The sequence below is a fragment of the Massilia psychrophila genome (assembly GCF_002760665.1).
Taxonomy (GTDB): Bacteria; Pseudomonadota; Gammaproteobacteria; order Burkholderiales; family Burkholderiaceae_D; genus JAFCUW01.
In genome coordinates this window covers 26,990-46,370 of record NZ_PDOB01000009.1, presented here as the reverse complement: position 1 = coordinate 46,370, position 19,381 = coordinate 26,990, and the positions used below count along the sequence as shown (strand labels likewise).

General features: G+C 63.1%; 18 protein-coding genes and 1 pseudogene. 14 read left to right on the top strand and 5 right to left on the bottom strand.

Annotated elements, in window-relative coordinates:
• Positions 1 to 119: 119 nt before the first annotated feature.
• The 5 genes and pseudogenes from CR103_RS07810 to CR103_RS23290 all read left to right on the top strand — a co-directional run.
• Positions 120 to 4,145, top strand: coding sequence for a Pls/PosA family non-ribosomal peptide synthetase (locus CR103_RS07810; RefSeq protein WP_099915432.1), 4,026 nt, complete (start codon positions 120 to 122; stop codon positions 4,143 to 4,145).
• Complete coding sequence (locus CR103_RS07805) at positions 4,145 to 4,714, top strand: 4'-phosphopantetheinyl transferase family protein (protein ID WP_099915431.1); 570 nt, start codon at positions 4,145 to 4,147, stop codon at positions 4,712 to 4,714. Before CR103_RS07810 ends, CR103_RS07805 begins: the two co-directional genes overlap by 1 nt.
• A gap of 67 nt (positions 4,715 to 4,781) precedes the next feature.
• Positions 4,782 to 5,129, top strand: a complete 348-nt coding sequence (locus CR103_RS07800; RefSeq protein ID WP_099915430.1) for a zinc ribbon domain-containing protein YjdM — start codon at positions 4,782 to 4,784, stop codon at positions 5,127 to 5,129.
• Positions 5,130 to 5,429: 300 nt separating this feature from the next.
• Positions 5,430 to 6,011: an IS1595 family transposase gene (locus CR103_RS07795; protein ID WP_180279318.1), complete on the top strand. Its 582-nt coding sequence runs from the start codon at positions 5,430 to 5,432 to the stop codon at positions 6,009 to 6,011.
• Between the two features lie 47 nt (positions 6,012 to 6,058).
• A pseudogene (locus CR103_RS23290) lies at positions 6,059 to 6,612 on the top strand (IS5 family transposase); the annotation flags it as partial.
• A gap of 34 nt (positions 6,613 to 6,646) precedes the next feature.
• Here CR103_RS23290 and CR103_RS07785 read toward each other — a convergent pair.
• Complete coding sequence (locus CR103_RS07785) at positions 6,647 to 7,348, bottom strand: glutathione S-transferase N-terminal domain-containing protein (RefSeq protein ID WP_099915427.1); 702 nt, start codon at positions 7,346 to 7,348, stop codon at positions 6,647 to 6,649.
• 303 nt (positions 7,349 to 7,651) lie between these two features.
• Between CR103_RS07785 and CR103_RS07780 the strand changes: the two genes are divergently transcribed.
• Entirely contained in the window at positions 7,652 to 8,146 is a 495-nt protein-coding gene (locus CR103_RS07780; protein ID WP_099915426.1) for a hypothetical protein, read from the top strand.
• 55 nt (positions 8,147 to 8,201) lie between these two features.
• Positions 8,202 to 8,516 carry a diguanylate cyclase gene (locus CR103_RS07775; RefSeq protein WP_229442863.1) on the top strand — a complete coding sequence of 105 codons (315 nt, stop codon included), beginning with the start codon at positions 8,202 to 8,204 and terminating at the stop codon, positions 8,514 to 8,516.
• 106 nt (positions 8,517 to 8,622) lie between these two features.
• Here the strand turns inward: CR103_RS07775 and CR103_RS07770 are convergent, their stop codons facing one another.
• A complete protein-coding gene (locus CR103_RS07770) occupies positions 8,623 to 9,675 on the bottom strand; it encodes an alpha/beta hydrolase (protein ID WP_218968454.1) in 1,053 nt (350 codons plus the stop codon).
• A gap of 236 nt (positions 9,676 to 9,911) precedes the next feature.
• Between CR103_RS07770 and CR103_RS07765 the strand changes: the two genes are divergently transcribed.
• Entirely contained in the window at positions 9,912 to 10,409 is a 498-nt protein-coding gene (locus CR103_RS07765) for an arsinothricin resistance N-acetyltransferase ArsN1 family B (RefSeq protein WP_099915424.1), read from the top strand.
• Positions 10,410 to 10,462: 53 nt separating this feature from the next.
• Here CR103_RS07765 and CR103_RS07760 read toward each other — a convergent pair whose 3' ends face one another.
• Positions 10,463 to 11,098, bottom strand: a complete 636-nt coding sequence (locus CR103_RS07760) for a dioxygenase family protein (RefSeq protein WP_099915423.1) — start codon at positions 11,096 to 11,098, stop codon at positions 10,463 to 10,465.
• Positions 11,099 to 11,282: 184 nt separating this feature from the next.
• Here CR103_RS07760 and CR103_RS07755 point away from each other — a divergent pair, with 184 nt between their 5' ends.
• The gene (locus CR103_RS07755; protein WP_099915422.1) at positions 11,283 to 12,383 is read left to right on the top strand and encodes a branched-chain amino acid aminotransferase; all 1,101 of its coding nucleotides are present in this window, start codon (positions 11,283 to 11,285) and stop codon (positions 12,381 to 12,383) included.
• 17 nt (positions 12,384 to 12,400) lie between these two features.
• Here CR103_RS07755 and CR103_RS07750 read toward each other — a convergent pair whose 3' ends face one another.
• Positions 12,401 to 12,691 carry a hypothetical protein gene (locus tag CR103_RS07750; RefSeq protein ID WP_099915421.1) on the bottom strand — a complete coding sequence of 97 codons (291 nt, stop codon included), beginning with the start codon at positions 12,689 to 12,691 and terminating at the stop codon, positions 12,401 to 12,403.
• A 199-nt stretch (positions 12,692 to 12,890) separates the two neighbouring features.
• Entirely contained in the window at positions 12,891 to 14,234 is a 1,344-nt protein-coding gene (locus CR103_RS07745; RefSeq protein WP_099915420.1) for an MFS transporter, read from the bottom strand.
• A gap of 144 nt (positions 14,235 to 14,378) precedes the next feature.
• On the opposite strand from CR103_RS07745, the gene cyoA reads away from it, so the two are divergent.
• Genes cyoA through CR103_RS07720 form a run of 5 tightly spaced genes read left to right on the top strand, consistent with a single transcriptional unit; the run spans position 14,379 to position 19,343 of the window.
• Positions 14,379 to 15,380: a ubiquinol oxidase subunit II gene (cyoA, locus tag CR103_RS07740; protein ID WP_099915419.1), complete on the top strand. Its 1,002-nt coding sequence runs from the start codon at positions 14,379 to 14,381 to the stop codon at positions 15,378 to 15,380.
• Positions 15,381 to 15,393: 13 nt separating this feature from the next.
• The gene (gene cyoB, locus CR103_RS07735; protein WP_099915418.1) at positions 15,394 to 17,409 is read left to right on the top strand and encodes a cytochrome o ubiquinol oxidase subunit I; all 2,016 of its coding nucleotides are present in this window, start codon (positions 15,394 to 15,396) and stop codon (positions 17,407 to 17,409) included.
• The gene (gene cyoC, locus CR103_RS07730) at positions 17,402 to 18,049 is read left to right on the top strand and encodes a cytochrome o ubiquinol oxidase subunit III (RefSeq protein ID WP_099915417.1); all 648 of its coding nucleotides are present in this window, start codon (positions 17,402 to 17,404) and stop codon (positions 18,047 to 18,049) included. Before cyoB ends, cyoC begins: the two co-directional genes overlap by 8 nt.
• Positions 18,046 to 18,441: a cytochrome o ubiquinol oxidase subunit IV gene (gene cyoD, locus CR103_RS07725; protein WP_099915416.1), complete on the top strand. Its 396-nt coding sequence runs from the start codon at positions 18,046 to 18,048 to the stop codon at positions 18,439 to 18,441. The genes cyoC and cyoD overlap by 4 nt, the downstream gene beginning before the upstream one ends.
• Positions 18,438 to 19,343, top strand: a complete 906-nt coding sequence (locus CR103_RS07720; RefSeq protein ID WP_099915415.1) for an SURF1 family protein — start codon at positions 18,438 to 18,440, stop codon at positions 19,341 to 19,343. Before cyoD ends, CR103_RS07720 begins: the two co-directional genes overlap by 4 nt.
• Positions 19,344 to 19,381 lie beyond the last annotated feature (38 nt).

Below are 19,381 nucleotides of genomic sequence, written 5' to 3'. Positions count from 1 at the left end.
GCCCACATGGGTTCAGGCACGGGCTTAAAAAAGTTCTCAGGCGCACCATCCTTTTGCGAAATTCCCTGTAATGTGGAGCTTGGTGCGGCATCCGCTCGCGTCAACCGAAACCGCCCCGCATGAACGATCTCTCCCTGCTTGATACCACCCCGTTCCAAATCAACCCGAACGTCCTGTACGGCCCGTTTGACCCAGGCTTGCTGAGGGAAGAAATCCTTGCCGACCTGCTCGAAGCGACCGCGCGCCGCAGTCCCGATTACATAGCGCTGGTCTACGGCGAGCGTGAAATCAGCTACCTCGAGCTCGACCGGATGGCCGGGCTGGCCGCCTCGCGCATGATCGAGGCGGGCGTAGTGCCCGGCGCCATCGTCGGGTTGTGGATGCCGCGCGGGATCGAATTGCTGGTGATGCAAGCGGCCATTGCCAAGACCGGCGCGGCATGGCTGCCGGTCGACCAGGACACCCCGGTCGAGCGGCTGCAAGTGTGCCTCGACGACGCGGCAGCGATCGGCATCGTCACTGATGCGTTGATGGCGCCGCAACTGGACGGCGTCGAGCGTCCGGTGTGGACGGCGCAAGCCATGCTCGCGCCGTCAAGTGCCGGCGTAACCATGCGCCAGCGCGGCGCCGTCTCGCCCGATGCCCCGGCCTACGTCATCTACACCTCCGGCTCGACCGGCAAGCCGAAGGGCATCCTGATCACCCAGCGCAGCATCTGCCACTTTTTGCGCAGCGAAAACGCCGTGCTGGGAGTGCGCGCCGACGACCGCGTCTACCAGGGCTTTTCAGTCGCCTTCGACATGTCGTTCGAGGAAATCTGGATTGCGTACCTGGTCGGCGCCACGCTCTGGATCGGTCCGAAGGAAATCTCGGGCGACCCGGAAACCTTGCCGCGCATGCTGTCGGCCAACAAGGTCACCGTGCTGCACGCGGTGCCGACCCTGCAGGCGCTGTTTGCCGAGGAGGTTGCCAGCCTGCGCCTGATTAACCTGGGCGGCGAAATGTGCCCCGAGTCGCTCGTCCTGCGCTGGTCGCGCCCCGGCCGCGAGATGTTCAATACCTACGGCCCGACCGAAGCGACGGTGTCGGCCAGCCTGGCGCGGCTGCAGCCAGGGCGCTTGATTACCATCGGCACGCCGCTGCCCAATTACGGCTTGCTGGTAATCGGCACCGAAGGCCCGGCCCTCAGTTTACTGGCGCGCGGCGAGACGGGCGAATTGTGCATCACCGGCCCCGGGCTGGCGGCGGGCTACCTCGGCCGGCCCGACCTGACGGCGGATAAATTCCTGATCAACCCGTGGGCGGCGGGCAGCATGGATGCGCGCCTGTACCGCACCGGCGACCTGGCCCGCATTGATGTCGATGGCGAAGTGCAATGCCTCGGCCGTACCGACGACCAAGTCAAGATCCGCGGCTTTCGCGTCGAGCTGGGAGAGATAGAAACCGTGCTGGCCCAGCAGGATGGCGTCGGCACCGTCGCGGTGCTGCTGAGCAAGATTGATGACATCGACCAGCTGGTCGCCTACATCGTGCTGTCCGCCGGCAGCGCCGCGCTGGCGCGGTCAAGCCTGCGCCACGCGCTCGTCGAACACTTGCCTCCATATATGGTGCCCGGCCGCTACGAAATTCTGGCCACGATGCCGCGCCTCACTTCCGGCAAGATCGACCGCAAGGCGCTCAAGGCGATGCCGCTGTCAATCGCGCCGGCCGCGTCTGCGGGCGAGTCAAGCGTGCCGGAAACGCCGGCCGAGAGCGCGCTGTTCACAGCCCTCGCGGCACTGTTCCCGGGCCAGCCGATCCGGCGCGACGCCGACTTTTTCAGCGACCTCGGCGGACACTCGTTTTTTGCCGCCCGCCTGGCGTCCGCGTTGCGCGCCGATCCGGCCTTCGCCCACGTGACGGTGCGCGACATTTACCACCACCGCAAGATCGGCCTGATCGCCGCCGCACTGGCCGATGCGCCGCTTGCCACCCCCGCCCAGGCCGACTGGACGCCGCCTTCTGGCGTCCAGCGCTGGCGTTGCGGCGTGGCCCAGGCCGCCGCCGTACCGTTCCTGGTGACCTTGCGCATGGCCCAGTGGCTGGCGCCGTTTTTTACTTTCCACTTCCTGACCGGCTCGCCCGGCGACTCGGTCACGCGCGCCATCGCCGCCTCGATCGGCGTGTTCCTGCTCGCGACAATAATGGAATTCGTCTTCGCGATCGCCGGCAAGTGGATCGTTGCCGGACGCCTGAAAGCCGGCTCCTACCCGTTGTGGGGCTTGACGTACTACCGCTGGTGGCTGGCCGACCGGCTGGTCGAGTCCGCGCCGGTTTACCTGCTGGCCGGATCATCGCTGTACAACTGGTGGCTGCGCGCCTTGGGCGCGACCGTCGGCGACGAAGTGATCATCGGCGCGATGACCTTGCGCGCGCCCGATCTGCTGGTCATCGGCAACAATGTCAGCATTGGCAACGCCGTCAACTTCGAAAACGCCCGGGTTGAACGCGGCCGCCTGCTGCTCGGACGCATCACTCTGGCCGACGACGCCTGCGTCGCCTCGTACGCCGTACTGGAAGGCAATACTTCGATCGGCCAGGCCGGCCACCTCGAAGGCCAGGCAGCGCTGGCCGACGGCGTCCACGTCCCCGCCGGGCGCGTCTGGGGCGGCTCGCCGGCGCGCGACATCAAGCCGTTCGTATCCAACGTGCCGCCCCGCCCCGCCGTGGGGCGCCTGCGTGTCGCCGGAGAAGCGCTGTTCTTCGTATTCGGCATGCTGCTGATCGCCACCCTGTTTTTCATGCCGGTGTTTCCGAGTTTCGTGCTGATCGACTCGTTCGACGAGGGCGAACTGATGCCGTGGCTGCAGGGCGAGCGCGTCACCGTCCAGCTGGCGCGCTACTTCGTGCTGGCCTTCCCGGCCAGCGCCGTGCTGATCGTGCTGACGATGCTGGTATCGGCCGGCATCCGCTGGGGGGCGATGCCGCGGCTGCAGCCCGGCCGCTCGGCCGTGCACAGCAATACCTACTGCCAGAAATGGCTGGTCAGCCATATCCAGGAATCGAGCCTGAACGTGTTGCATGGCATTTACGCCACCGTGTTCGCGCCGTTCTGGTACCGCCTGCTGGGCGCCAAGGTCGGGCGCGATGCCGAAATTTCCACCGCCCTCGGCGTGGTTCCCGACATGCTGACCCTGGGCGACGAAACCTTCATCGCCGACGCCGTCATGCTCGGCGACGAACAGATCGACGGCGGCTGGATGACGATGCAGCCGACGGTGGTGTCGCACCGCAGTTTCGTCGGCAACGGCAGCTATATCCCCGACGGCACCATCCTGCCGGAACGGGTGCTGGTCGGCGTCCACACCTACGCGCCCGATAATGAGCAGATGAAAAGCGGCGACACCTGGCTCGGCTCGCCGCCGATCCACCTGCCGGCACGCGAGGAAGTGAGTGGCTACCCGGAGTGGCTGACGTACCGGCCCTCGCCGCTGCGCCGGCTGGGACGCACGCTGGTCGAAGCGTTTCGCATCGTCGCCCCGCACGCGGTCGTCATCGCCGTCGGCTACACGGTCGTGCTCGACGTCGTACCGATCGCCGGCGCCGGGCGCTGGGGCGAAGTAGTGAGCGACCTGGCAATGGCCGGCCTGATCTATGGCATCGGCAACTACCTGTTCGTGATGGCGTTCAAATGGTTGCTGCTGGGGCGCTACCGCAAGCGCGCCGCCCCGATGTGGACACCGTTCGTGTGGCTCTCCGAAGGCGTCACCAACATGTACGAAGGCATCGCCGTGCCGAACTTCATGCGCTACCTGCGCGGCACGCCGTGGCTGCCTGTCGCGTTTAACCTGCTGGGCTGCAAGATCGGCCGCGGCGTCTACCTCGACACCACCGACATCACCGAGTTCGATTGCGTCACCATCGGCGACTACAGCGAGCTCAACGCGTTTGCCTGCCCGCAGACCCACCTGTTCGAAGACCGGGTCATGAAGATCGACCATGTCGACATCGGCAGCAAGGTCTACATGGGGCCGCGCAGCGCGGTGCTCTACAGCGCGAAGGTCGGCGACAACGCCCGCCTCGGCCCGCTGACCCTGGTAATGAAGGGCGAGCACATCCCGGCCGGCTCGAGCTGGGCCGGCTGCCCGGCGGCCCCGGCGCGCTGATGGCGATCGTTGTCCATCCCTGGCCTGGGCCGCTGCCTCCCTGGGGCGACGAAGTGCTGGTGATTTCGGTTGTCAATGGCGATGGTGACGGCAAGGGCGCGCAGCGGACGCAGGCCCGCGCGCGCATCCGCATTGCCGTGCGCGAGGCGCTGGCGCACGTTCTTGGCATCGCCATCGAACGGATCGCCGTGCATTCAAACCCCGGCAGCGCGCCTCACGTGGCGATTGAAGGATGGCCTCTGGTGCCGGGCCTGTCGATCAGCCATGCCGGCGCCGTCTCGATGGTGGCGATCAACCCGCACGGCGCGGTCGGCCTCGACCTGGTGGAAGTGCGGGCAACGTCGGACTGGGCGCGGGTGGCCCACGACTACCTCGGCATGGCTTGCGCCATCCGCCTGGCGGCGCTCCCCGAGCTTGAGCGACCGCGCGCCTTCGCCCAGGCCTGGGCCGAGCGAGAAGCCTGCCTCAAGCTGTATGGCGAACCGCTGGCCGAATGGACGCCACTGCCCGGCTGCCGCGTGCTCGCGCTGGAGCTGCCCCTGGAACTGGCCGGCGCGCTGGCGCTGTAACCCTGCAATGTGCGCTGCTATACTGCGCGCCTGTCACAGGCCGGCCCTGGCCAACAAGGAGTATCCGATGAGCGCCCTGCCCCCCTGCCCGAAATGCAATTCCGAATTCACCTATGAGGACGGAGTCCAGCTCGCCTGTCCGGAATGCGGCCACGAGTGGAGCGCCACCGACGCCGAAGCCGGCGCCGCCGTCGAGGGCCCGAAAGTATACCGCGATAGCGCCGGCAACGTCCTGCGGGACGGCGACACCGTCACCGTCATCAAGGACCTGAAGCTGAAAGGCTCGGGCGGCACCGTCAAGGTCGGTACCAAGGTAAAGAACATCCGGCTGGTCGACAGCGACCACGACATCGATTGCAAGATCGACGGCTTCGGCGCCATGAGCCTGAAGAGCGAATTCGTCAAGAAGGCTTGAAGGAGGCAGACCCCGGCTTTTCTTCCAGGGAGTCTGACTGGCAAAACGAAGCATGCAGGGTTATCACGCCTGAATGGCCCGGATTTGCCGGCACCATCGCAGTCGCAGTCGCAGTCGCAGTCGCAGTCGCAGTCGCAGTCAATAACATGCACGATAACATGCCCGCCGACTAGCGAATAATCATCGCTCTCTAATGAAAATCAGGCAACAACCTATTACCTGATTATGTTTTTTCCTCAGAACTCAACCGCTCCCGCCGAGTCAAATCTTCAGAATGTTTGAGTTACTGAGGAGACGATGATGGCGATCAACGCAATTCAGTTCCAGAAGGGGCTGTCCCTGGCAGCATTCCTGAAGGAGTACGGCAGCGAGGAACAGTGCGAAACCGCATTCATCAAGGCGCGCTGGCCGCACGGGTTCGTTTGCCCGTGCGGCCATACAACCGCTTACGAATTCAGGCGGCAGGGACGACGGTACTGGCAGTGTGGCGCCTGTCGGCATCAGACCAGCCTGCGCTCGGGAACGGTGATGGAGCATGGTCACCTACCGTTGACGAAGTGGTTCCTGGCGATCTACCTGATCACGCAGTCGAAGACGAACATCGCAGCGCTGGCTTTGATGCGGCAGTTGGGCATTTCCTGGAAGGCCGCCTGGCTGCTCAAGCACAAGCTGATGGCGGCGATGGCCCAGCGCGAGGCCGATCGCCCGCTGGAAGGCGATATCCGTGTCGATGACGCCTACCTGGGCGGGGAGCGCACCGGCGGCGGACCGGGACGCGGATCGACGAACAAGGTGGCCTTCGTCGCGGCAGTGGAAATGCGCGAGGGCGTCCGCAACGAGTGCGTTTCGATCCGGTCGCCGGCTTTTCGTTCGCGGCCCTGACGCTCTGGGGGCGGCTGGCCGTGGCGCCGGGCAGCTGCGAGGTGTCCGACGGGCTGTTGGGTTTTGAAGTGCTCGAGCGGCTCGGTTACACGCATAAGGTGGCACTCGATGGGGCAATGACGAAGGCGCCATTGGGTGGGGGAAAAACCGGCCCCGACGCGACCGACCGAGGCAAAGGTGGTGTCAAGCGCAGCCTGCTGACAGAAGCGAATGGCATACCGATCGCCATTGAGATCGATGGTGCAAACCGGCATGACATGAAGTTGGTGGAACGGACGTTATCCCAACTGATGATTGAGCGGCCCGAGCCGACGCACGAAACGCCGCAGCACCTGAGCCTGGACAAAGGACATGACTAGGATGCCATTCGTATTCTGGTGGCCGAGTTCGGCTTGACGACACACATGAAGTCACGCGGCCAGCAGCATGACGAAAAGCGAGTAGAAGGCGCGAAAGCACGCCGATGGCTGTCGAACGGGTTCATAGCCGGATGAATCGATTCCGACGCTGACCGGTACGTTGGGAAAAGAAGAGCTGTACCTGTCTCGCGATGCTGCATTTCGCACTGGGAATTATTTGCCGGCGTGCCGCCTGCCGATAAGAAGCAGCTCTTAGTCCGCAAACCGGGGGTCCCCCTACCGGGCCGGGATCTCGAGCCCGCGCGCCACCGCCGGGCGCGCCACGAAGGAGTCCAGCACGCGCAGCACCTGCGGATAGTCGTTGATGGCGACCAACTCGCCCGCATTGTAAAAGCCGATCAGGTTGCGCACCCACGGAAAAGTGGCGATGTCGGCGATCGAGTAGTCGTCGCCCATGATCCAGCTGCGTCCCACCAGACGCGCGTCAAGCACGCCAAGCAGGCGCTTCACTTCGGCGACGTAACGCGCTAACGGGCGCTTGTCCTCGTAGTCCTTGCCGGCGAACTTGTGAAAGAAGCCGAGCTGGCCGAACATCGGCCCGATGCCGCCCATCTGGAACATCACCCACTGGATCGCCTGGTAGCGGCCGGCGGCGTCTTGCGGCAGCAACTGGCCGCTTTTTTCGGCCAGGTAGATCAGGATCGCCCCCGATTCGAACAGCGCCAGCGGCTGGCCGCCGGGTCCGTTAGGATCGAGGATCGCCGGGATCTTGTTGTTGGAACTGAGTGAGATGAATTCCGGCGTCAGCTGGTCTTGCGTGTCGAAACTGACCAAGTGAACCTCGTACGGCAACCCGGTCTCTTCCAGCATGATCGACACCTTGACGCCGTTCGGCGTCGGCAACGAGTAAAGCTGGATCTGCTCAGGATAGACGGCGGGCCATTTTTTGGTAATCGGAAAAGAGGACAGGTCGGTCATGGCGGTCCTTCGGGGGGGGGATGGTGACGCTGCATTATGACTTGTTTATCATGTTTATCATGCCGCGCTTGTCAACTCGACGGCGGCTACCGGTCGATCGGGCCAGTACGCCACGGATCAACCATTTCGACAGGCTCTCGACGGTGCCAGTTGTACCCAGGCGAACGAACACAATCTACGGGCAACAACTTGTTGCACTGCGCTAACAATACGACAAGCACTTGGCTAATCGTTACAGAATATTCTTTTGCCACTGTCCGATTAGAAAGTAGACTGATACATTCTCGTTAGCAATAATACCGCATGTCCCTGGTTAAAAAGATGTCACACGCGGTGTTTGGCACCACCCGGAAGCTGCGCAGCGTGTTGACGTACTGGGCTGCCACCGCGCTGCTGTACAGCTTTTGCTGCGCCGTGGTGTGGCACCAAGTGACGGGCGGCTACATTGCCCGACCGGCAGCGGTTCTGGTCGTCTCGTTGTGTCTGTCCGGCGTGGTGGCGTTTTATATTCTATTGCGTTGCGCGCCGTGGTTAAAAATTCCCAACTGGAAACTGGCGCTCGCCCAGGCCCAGTTTGCCATTGTCCAAGCCCTGGCGCTGTATGCCGTGCTCGACAACCTGGGTAGCGCCATGCTGATCGGCTTGCCGGTGATCTTCGTCTTCTGCGCCTTCGCCTTGCGCCCGCGCCAGACCCTTTGGCTCAGCGCGTTCGCCGTTGCCGCCCTCGGCGCGGCCACCGCGGCATTGGCTTGGCTGCAGCCGCGGCACCATCCGCCGTTCGAAGCGTCGATCCATTGACGTCGATTTTTTCAAGGCTATCAACGACAAATACGGCCATGCAGGCGGCGACGCCGTGCTGCAAAGCTTCGCCCGCGAAGCCGGTGCCACCTTGCGCGTGGCCGATACGCTGGCGCGTTGGGGCGGCGAGGAATTTTTGCTGCTGATGCCCGACACCCGGCTCGACGAGGCGCTGGCCGTGCTGGACCGCATTGCCGCGCGCATCGGGGCGATGCGCATCGACGCCGTCGATCCCCTGCTGGCGGTCGCCTTCTCCGCCGGGGTCACGGCGTCCAGGCCGCTCGAGCGCTTCGACGAGGCGATCAGTCGCGCCGATGCGGCGATGTACCGCGCCAAGGCAAACGGACGCAATTGCGTGCTGGCGGCATAAGTCACCCAGGTTCGCCAGATACATCGGGGAACCGCAAGCAGACCTCGCTTTTATTTCAATCCTGTTTTTGCATCGCAGCCGTCGCCCTTCCCGGTCGCTGTCGGTCTTATTTCTTGGCCGCAAACGCCTTTTTCAGCGCATCGGCGGCGAACTGCTCGGCTTCTTTTGCTTTCGGCACCACCGCGCCCATGCCGAAAAATTCATGTGTCACCCCCATGTACTGCTTGTATGTCACGGCGACGCCATCTTTTTTCAGGCGGTCGGCATAGGCTTTTCCTTCCGACTGCAGGGGATCGATTTCGGCCGCGATGACGGTCGCAGGCGGCAGTCCCTTTAGCGAAACAGCTTTCATCGGCAGCGCATAGGGGTTGGCCGGGTCGCCCGCGTAATGCTTGAAGAACCACGCCATGCTCGCCTTGTTGAGCGGCTTGGCTTCGGCGTTCCTGCGATACGAAAGCGTCTCCATGTTGGCGTCGACGACCGGGTAGACCAGCAACTGGTGCACCGGCATCGCCACTTTCTTGTCGCGCGCCATCATCGACACCACGGTCGCCAGGTTGCCGCCGGCGCTTTCGCCGCCGACCGCCACCCTGGCCGGATCGCCGTTGATTTCCTTCGCATGCTCGAGTGTCCAGAGGTAGGCCGCGTAGGCATCGTTCGGCGCGGCGGGGAATGGGTGTTCCGGCGCCAGGTGATAGTCGACCGCCACCATGATGGCGTTGGCCATCTTCGCCAGCGCGCGCGGTGAGGCGTCATAGGTTTTGGTGTCGGCGATGACGAAGCCGCCGCCATGGTAATAGACCATGACGGGGAACGGCCCCTTGCCTTCCGGCGTGTAAATATGGATCGGAAAATTACCCAGCGGGCCGGCGATCGACATGTCCTTGACGGTCACGCCAGCGTCGGGCGCGGCGCTCTTGCCCATGTCGCTGGTCACTTTCTTGACCGCGTCGGCGAACGTCGGCTGCTTGCGCGCTTCTTCCGGGGTCAGGGTTTCGGCCGGCTTGCCGCCCAGCGAAGCAAGGGCGTCGAGCACTTTCTGCATGGCCGGTTCGGCCTTGGGCGGATTTTCGGCGGCCAGGGCCAGGGAGGCGGCGCCGAGCAAGACGGCGCCAGCAAAGGCGGCAACGACGACGGGAACGAGCACTGGGTTTTTCATTTTAGGCGCCTTAAGGTAATGAACACACCCACCAAGACGATTGGCAGACGGGTAAACAAGTAGGTAAATATACGGGCAATGGTTAAATGCGAATGTTAAGTACTTCGCACATGGGCCGGATAACTTAATTTTTCCACAATATTATTGACAAAAAATTAATTTTGGCCGACAATAAAGATATGCCTGACCGCATACCGCAAATCTGCCAAATTTAATCCACGCTACCGAACATTTTCATGTCGATCCGACTCGCCAAGCTTACCGATGCCGCCGCCATTGCAGCGATCTACAACTACTATGTCGAAACCAGCACGGTGACGTTCGAGGAACAGGCGGTCGAAGCCGACGACATGGCGCGCCGGGTCGACGAGGTCGGCGCCCGGCTGCCCTGGTATGTATACGCGCGCGAGGGAGCGGTGGTCGCCTTCGCATATGCGACGCCTTGGCGATCGCGCAGCGCCTATCGTTTTTCTGTCGAGAGCACCGTCTACGTGGCGCCCGGCTTCGCCCGGCAAGGCATTGGCTCACAACTGTACCAGGCGTTAATCGACGACTTGCGCGCACGCGGCATGCAGGTGGTCCTGGGTGGCATCGCGCAGCCGAACACCGCCAGCGTGCGCCTGCACGAAAGCGTCGGATTCGAAAAAGTTGCTCTTTTCAAACGGGTCGGGCGCAAGTTCGGCCAGTGGGTCGATGTCGGTTATTGGGAATTGCAACTTTCCCGCGCTCAATAAAGCTGTCTTGAAGCAGGTGAGGACACCGTAATGGCACTGATCGCGGCTGCCGTTCACGTGGCCGCGGTCACTCCCAATACAATGTCAAAGCTTGCCGCCAGTGCGCTGCGGCCTTCCTTGCTCGGCAAAAACGGTACCATCAGCGACGCGCGCGCCCTGCTGTCGCGCATGGCGCGCAAGACGCCATCGCGCTCGTTGAGCGGGTGGCCCTGCACGTACAGTTGAGTGGTCAGCAATTCGTGGCCGCCCTCGCGCAGCCTGACGTGGATGTGCGGGGTGCGTCCGGGATACGGCACCGGCTTGATGGTGCGGAACCGGTACTGCCCGCCCTGGCCGGTTTCAAACCGGCCGTAGCCCTGAAAATTGGCATCGTTTTTAACGCTGGCATCGGCCGAATGGATGTAACGGCCGTTGTGATCGACCTGCCAGATCTCGATCGTCACCCCCGCCAGCGGCTTGCCGTTCAGGTCTACTATCCGTCCCGTCAACTCGGTGATTTCACCTGCGGCTGGCGCCTGATGTCCTGCAATGCGAACCAGGTCATTGTCCTGATCGAGCGGCAGTTTATCAGGAAAAAAAGGCCCTTCGGTCTGCGCCGGGGTCGCCATCAAGCCCTGCGCCAAGGCCAGGTCCGCGCTGCAAGCGAGCGGCCCGACCAACAAGCTCTTCAACATGTTACGGCGTTGCATGATGCATGCCTCCCAAATGTTACGTCGCAAGCTCCAAGAGCCGATCTTACAGATCAAAAACATGGCGGCAAGCGCTGCCGCTCACCATGGCCGCGCCATGCCGCGCTACAATCTGTATGTTCGTTCACGCGCGGCCGCACGAGGCCGTTGCGCCTGAATTTTTTTGACCTATCCGGGACTATCCATGACCACTACCCAGCCACGCCTCGTCGTCACGCCATCGGCCAACATCCATAGCGACGCGGAGCGCGCCGCGCGCATGAGCAAACTGAGCTTCGGGCGCACCTTCACCGACCACATGGTGGTCATTCCCTACCGCGACGGCGCCTGGCAACAGGGCGAGATCAAGGCCTACGGCCCGTTGAGCCTGGATCCGTCGTGTTCGTCGCTGCACTACGGCCAAGCCATTTTCGAGGGCTTCAAGGCGTTCGGCCAGCCCGACGGCGGCGTCAAGACGTTCCGCCCGCAATCGAACGCCGAACGTTTCAACCGCAGCGCCAAGCGCCTGGCCATGCCGGCGCTGCCGCCGGAGCTGTTCATGCAAGCGGCCGACGCGCTTATTACGCTCGAGCGCAACTGGGTGCCGCAAAACGTCGGCGAAAGCCTGTACATGCGTCCGCTGATGATCGCCACCGACCCTTTTCTCGGCGTGCGCCCCGCCCTCGAATACCTGTTCGTCATGTTCGGCTCGCCTGCCGGCGCCTATTTTCCGAAAGGCGTCAAGCCCGTCACGGTGTGGATCAGTGAAGACTTCGTGCGCGCCGCCCCCGGTGGCACCGGCGAAGCGAAGTGCGCCGGCAACTACGCCGCCAGCCTGGTGGCGCAGGCGCAGGCCGAGCAAAAAGGCTGCGACCAAGTCGTCTGGCTCGACGCCGTGCAGCGCGAGTATGTCGAAGAGATGGGCGGCATGAACCTGTTCTTCGTGTACCAGCAAGACGGCAAGACCACGCTCGTGACGCCGGAACTGACCGGCACCCTCTTGCCCGGCATCACGCGCGACAGTCTGCTGCAGCTCGGGCGCGACCTCGGCTACGGCACGGTCGAGCGCAAACTCAGCGTGAAAGAGTGGCGCGACGATATCGCGGCCGGCCGCATGACCGAAGTATTTGCCTGCGGCACCGCCGCGGTGATCACGCCGGTCGGCTTTGTCAAGGCCAACGGCTTCGAGCTGACCATCAACAACGGCGAAAACGGCCCGGTGACGATGGCGCTGCGCGAAGCCTTGCTGGCGATCCAGCACGGCACCGCGCCGGATGCACACGGCTGGATGCACGCGGTCTGCTGACGCCGCTGCAGGCCGGTTCAGCTCTTGCTGTCGGTCGCCATTGGCGTATCCGATGGCGGCTTGGCTTTTTTCATGCCCTTGTGCATGGCCTTGTTTTTGTGATGGCGCGCGCCCTTGTTTTTCATCTGGTCGCCCGCGTCCGCCGTTGGCGCCGCCGGACGCGACGCCAGTTCTTGTGCACGCTGCTCGATGGCGGCGATTTTGGCCGGGTCGGTGGTTTCGGTCACACCTGAACTCTGGGGCGCTTGTGCCACCGCCAGGGCGGAGGCGGACATTGCAGCTGCGAAAAGCCATGTGCTTGGTTTCATGATTTTCTCACCTTAATAAATACGTCAACTGAGTGCGAGATGCCATCGTGCGTGCGACAGTGGATAAATCGCATCGCCCGCGGCACCGCCAAATTCCAGCTTACACCGTTCGTCCGTTTGCAGGAGCGCGGAAGTTCGCGCCGCTTGACGGCCATGGCTGCTGCGCGGGAAGATACGGCGCTGCGCCAGCTGCCGCCTGTCAGTCGCGGATATCGAGCTTGCGGTTCAGACTGAGGGCCGCCAGCGAGCAGACCGCGCCCGACAGCAGGTACAAGCCGACGTAGACCATTCCGAACTTGGCGGCCAGCGCCAGCGCCACCAGCGGCGCGAAGCCGGCGCCGACCAGCCACGACAGGTCGGATGTGTACGCCGCGCCGGTGTAGCGGTAGCGCGCCGGGAAGTTGGCGGTGACGGCGCCGGCGGCCTGGCCATACGACAGTCCCAGCAACACGAAACCGACCAAAATAAACGTGTTCTGGCCAGATTCGCCGCCGTTCATCAGCATCGGAACGAAAAAGCTGAACACGGCGATCAGGCCGGCCAGGGTGCCGAGTGTGGTGCGCCGGCCGACCTTGTCGGCAATCAGGCCGGAAGCGACAACCGCCACCGCCATCAGGGCGACGCCGATGATCTGGATTACCAGGAAACCGGCCACCTCGCGCGGCGAATACAAGCTGATCCACGACAGCGGGAACACCGTCACCAAGTGGAACAAGGCGTAGCTGGCAAGCGCGGCGAGCGCGCCGATGACGACGTTGCGGCCCTGGTGGCGGGTCATTTCGCCAAACGGGGTCGGCTGCAATTCCTGCTCTTCAAGCAAGTGGGTGTACTCGTTGGTGGAAATGAGCCGCAGGCGGGCGAACAGCGCTACCACGTTGATGGCAAAGGCGACGTAGAACGGGTAGCGCCAGCCCCACGACAGGAAGTCGGCGCTGCTGAGGTCGGACAGCAGGTACCAGAACACGCCGGCGGCAATCATGAAGCCCACCGGCGCGCCCAGCTGGCCGAGCATCGCATACCAGCCGCGCCGGTCGGCCGGAGCGTTCAGCGCCAACAGCGACGGCAGGCCGTCCCACGAGCCGCCCAGCGCCAACCCCTGGCCGACGCGCAGCAGCGACAGCAGCACGATGGCGGTGCTGCCCATTTGGGCGTAAGTGGGCAGGAAGGCAATGCCGGCGGTCGATACGCCGAGCAGAAACAGCGCCACGGTCAGCTTTACTTCGCGCCCGTAGCGGCGCTGGATCGCCATCGACAGCGCGGTGCCGATCGGCCTTGCCACGAAGGCAAGCGCGAACACGCTGAAAGCGTACAGCGTGCCAGTCAGCTTGTCGGCGAAGGGAAAAAAAACCGACGGAAACACCAGCACCGAGGCGATGGCAAAAACGAAAAAGTCGAAATATTCGGAGGCGCGGCCGATCACCACGCCGACCGCGATTTCGCCCGGCGCGACGGCGGAATGGTCGGCATTGATGCGGCGCGCATCGGCGCCGATGTCGGCACGCTCCTTGATGGAGCCGGGGCGTGGGGTATGAATGTCTGACATGCTCAATTCTCCTCCTATTTTGTCTGCCGCAATCATAACTGGGCGCGCGGCGCACCCGCCTGGGTAGGACAATTTGTCCAATCGCGTTCCGTTGTTAGCTGCTGTACTGTAACACCTCAGACCGACTATACATACCCATATCGCATGACTTACTTACTTACCCGCGTGATGCTCCTCTCGCCCATTTTGTTGCTGAGTGCCTGCAACAGCGTGGTGATGAACCCGTCCGGCGACATCGCCGTCCAGCAGGCGCGCCTGATCGTCGTGTCGACTGCGTTGATGTTGTTGATCATCGTCCCGGTCATCGTCCTGATCATCCTGTTTGCCTGGCGCTATCGCAAGAGTAACACCGCGGCGACCTATTCGCCCGACTGGGACCACTCGACCAGCCTCGAACTGGTGATCTGGGGCGCGCCGCTGCTCATCATCATCGCACTCGGCGTGATTACCTGGATCAGCACCCACGTGCTCGACCCGTACCGACCGCTGCAGCGCCTCGACGCCGCCCGCCCGATTTCGATGGACACCAAGCCGTTGATCGTCGAAGTCGTCGCGCTCGATTGGAAGTGGCTGTTCATCTACCCGGAACAGGGCATCGCGACGGTCAATGAACTGGTGGCCCCGATCGACGTGCCGGTGCGTTTCAAAATTACCGCTTCGACCGTGATGAATTCGTTTTTCATTCCCGCCCTGGCCGGCCAGATCTACGCCATGCCGGGCATGCAGACGACGCTCAACGCCGTCATCAACAAGCCGGGCAGCTACGATGGCTTTTCGGCCAACTTCAGCGGCGCCGGCTTCTCGGACATGCGTTTCAAATTTCACGGCAAGGACCAGGCCGGGTTCGACGCCTGGGTGGCGTCGGTGAAAGCCGGGGCTGGGGCCGGGGCCAGCACATCCATGCTCGACCGCAGCGCTTACCTGGAGCTGGAAAAGCCAAGCCAGCGCGAAGGGGTGCGGCGCTACAGCGTCGTCGCCGGCGACCTGTACGACGCCATCCTCAACCGCTGCGTCGCGCCTGGCGCGGCCTGCATGAACCATACGATGGCGGCCGACGCCCATGCCAACCACAGGATGGGCGAGAAGCCGACCTTGATGGCAAGTCCGCCAGCGCATATATCCACATCACGCCAACCAACTCAATAAGAAGAGACAACCAATGCTCAACCAAATTGACCTGACAAAGCTTCTGTTCGGGCGGCTAAGCTGGGACGCGATTCCCCTTCACGATCCGATCCTGCTGGCCACCTTCGCCATGGTGGCCATCGGCGGCGCCGCAATGCTCGGCGCCCTCACCCGTTTCCGCTTGTGGGGCCCACTGTGGCGCGACTGGATCACCAGCATCGACCATAAGAAAATCGGCATCATGTACATGATCCTGGGCCTGGTCATGCTGATGCGCGGCTTCGCCGATGCGCTGATGATGCGCGCCCAGCAGGCCATGGCGTTCGGCGGCAACAGCGGCTTCCTGCCGCCGGACCACTACGACCAGATCTTCACCGCCCACGGCGTGATCATGATCTTTTTTGTGGCCATGCCCTTGGTGACGGGCCTGATGAACTACGTCGTGCCGCTGCAGATCGGCGCGCGCGACGTCGCCTTCCCGTTCCTCAACAATTTCAGCTTCTGGATGACCGCGTTCGGCGGCGGCCTGACGATGGTGTCGCTGTTCGTCGGCGAATTCGCCCGCACCGGCTGGCTGGCGTATCCGCCACTGTCGGGCATCCTGGCCAGTCCCGATGTCGGCGTCGACTACTATATATGGTCGCTGCAGATAGCCGGCGTCGGCACCCTGCTGTCCGGAGTGAATTTACTCGCCACCATCGTCAAGATGCGCGCGCCGGGCATGAGCCTGATGAAGATGCCGATCTTTACGTGGACCGCGCTGTGCACCAACGTGCTGATCGTCGCCGCCTTCCCGGTCCTGACCGCAGTGCTCGGCATGTTGTCGATGGACCGCATGCTCGGCACCCACTTTTTCACCAACGACATGGGCGGCAACGCCATGATGTATGTGAACCTGATCTGGATCTGGGGCCACCCCGAGGTCTACATCCTGATACTGCCGGCGTTCGGCATCTTCTCGGAAGTGGTCGCCACCTTCTGCAGCAAGCGCCTGTTCGGCTACACGTCGATGGTGTATGCCACCGTCGTCATCACGATCCTGTCCTACCTGGTCTGGCTGCACCACTTCTTTACCATGGGTTCGGGCGCCTCCGTCAACTCGTTCTTCGGCATTACCACGATGATCATCTCGATCCCGACCGGCGCGAAAATCTTCAACTGGCTGTTCACCATGTACCGCGGGCGCATCCGCTTCGAGCTGCCGATGATGTGGACGATCGCCTTCATGATCACGTTCGTCATCGGCGGCATGACCGGCGTGCTGCTGGCGGTGCCGGCGGCCGACTTCGTGCTGCACAACAGCCTGTTCCTGATCGCCCACTTCCACAACGTGATTATCGGCGGGGTGCTGTTTGGCCTGTTCGCCGGCATCAACTTCTGGTTCCCGAAAGCGTTCGGCTACAAGCTCGACGACTTCTGGGGCAAGTGCTCGTTCTGGTTCTGGGTGGTCGGCTTCTACCTCGCCTTCATGCCGCTGTACGTGCTTGGCCTGATGGGCGTGACGCGCCGGGTCAGCCGCTTCGAGGACCCGTCGCTGCAGATCTGGTTCATCGTCGCCGCCTTCGGCGCCTTCCTGGTGATGCTCGGTATCGCCTCGATGTTGATGCAGTTCGTCGTCAGCTACCGCAACCGCGAAGCACTGCGCGACGTCACGGGCGACCCGTGGGGTGGCCGCACGCTCGAATGGTCGACCTCGTCGCCGCCGCCGGACTATAACTTCGCGTTCACCCCGCGTGTGTACGACAACGACAGCTGGACCGACATGAAATCTGCCGGCTACCAGCGTCCGCGCAGCGGCTTCATGGCAATTCACATGCCGAAGAATACGAGCGCCGGTTTCATCATCGCCGGTCTGTGCGCGCTGGTCGGTTTCGCGCTGGTCTGGCAGATCTGGCTGATTGCCGGCCTGGGCATGGCCGCCGTGATCGCCGCCGTCATCGTTCATACCTTTAATTATCAACGCGATTATTTTATTTCGGCCGACGAAGTCGCCCGTACGGAAAATATCCGCACCCGCTTACTCGATACCCAAGTGGAAGCCCATGTCTGAGACCACCTACCCTAGCACTTACCCTGAATCGGGCGTTGCGCCCGCCGACCCGAGCGCGCGCTTCTACGTTCGCGAGCATCATCCTGAACACGGCACCTTGTTGGGGTTCTGGCTGTACCTGATGAGCGACTGCCTGGTGTTCGCCTGCCTGTTCGCCACCTACGCGGTCCTTGGCCGTAATTACGCGGGCGGCCCCACCGGCGCCGAACTGTTCGACCTGCCGCTGGTGGCGATCAACACGGCGCTGCTGCTGCTGTCGTCGATCACCTACGGCTTCGCCATGCTGGAAATGCAAAAGGGGAAACTGCGCCCGGTGCTGGCCTGGCTGGCGGTCACGGGCCTGCTCGGCGCCGGCTTCATCGGCCTTGAACTGTACGAGTTCGCCCACCTGATCCACCAAGGCGCCGGCCCGCAGCGCAGCGGCTTCTTGACAGCGTTCTTCGCGCTGGTCGGCACCCACGGCCTGCACGTTTTCTTCGGCATCATCTGGCTGATCACGTTGATGTTCCAGCTCGGCAAACACGGCCTGACACCGGAAAATGGCCGCCGCCTGATGTGCCTGTCGATGTTTTGGCACTTCCTCGACGTCATCTGGATCGGCGTCTTCACCTTTGTCTACCTGATGGGAGTGCTGCCATGAGCGCGCATGACGATGTTTCCGGCCACGGCCACAACGACGGGCATGAGCAGCAGGTCCCGCACTCGACCCTGCGCGGCTATGCCACCGGCTTTGCGCTGGCGGTGATCCTCACCGCCATCCCGTTCTACCTGGTGATGGGCAAGGTCTTCAGCAACTCCGGCACCGCCGGCCTGGTGGTCCTGGGCCTGGCCGCGGTGCAGATCGTCGTTCACATGGTCTATTTCCTCCACATGAACACCAAGGTCGAAGGCGGCTGGTCGATGCTGGCCATGCTGTTCACGACGATGGTGGTGGTCATCATGCTGAGCGGATCAATCTGGGTGATGTACAACATGAACCACAACATGATGCCGAGCATGATGGGCCCGGCCATGCAACACGACATGCCATGACCAATCCGCGGGGCGCAAACCCGGCCACGCCGCGCAGGACAGGGGCGCGGCGGGTAGTTGCGCTCTGTCTGGCGTTGCTGTGCGCCGTTTTATTCTCCCTCGGTGCCTGGCAAGTCCAGCGCCTGCAGTGGAAAAAAGCGCTGATCGCGCAAGTCGACGGGCGCGTGCATGCGCCCGCTACCGCCGCCCCGCCCGTCGCCGCCTGGACAGCCCTGTCCAGAAACAACGACGAATACCGCCACCTGCGCCTCGAAGGCCGCTTTCTCGACCGGCTGTCCACCCGGGTGCAGGCGGTTACCGAACTGGGCGCCGGCTTCTGGGTGCTGACGCCTTTTGTCATTGGCGGCAGCGGCAGCACCGACAACGTCAACAGCGGCGGCGCCGTCGTTCTCATCAACCGCGGCTTTATCCCGTCTGACGCCACGCCGGCCGATGCCGGTCCCGGCGCCGTCGGCATCACCGGCTTGCTGCGCATGAGCGAGCGCGGCGGCGGCTTCCTGCGCGACAACGACCCAAAGCACAACCGCTGGTATTCGCGCGATGCCGAAGCAATCGGCGCCGCCCGCGGCCTGACCCGCATCGCCCCCTGGTTCCTCGACCAGGACGCCACTAATTCCGTTGCCCCAAAAACAGGGTCTGACCCGTTTAATCGCGAGGTCCAGGGCGTAGAAATCAAAATAACAAATGGGTCTGACCCCATTAATCACGACGTTCAGGGCACTGGTCGCCGAACAACAAACGGGTCTGACCCCTTTTCCCGCATCGGCGCGCCGGTCGCCCCGGTCGCCGGCCTGACGGTGGTATCCTTCCACAACAACCACCTTGTCTACGCCCTGACTTGGTTTGCCATGGGGCTGATGTCGGCCGGCGCCAGCTACGCCATTGCGCGCGGGAAAATTTGATAAGGGACGACGTGAAGACCGGGCGACGAAAAAGCGAT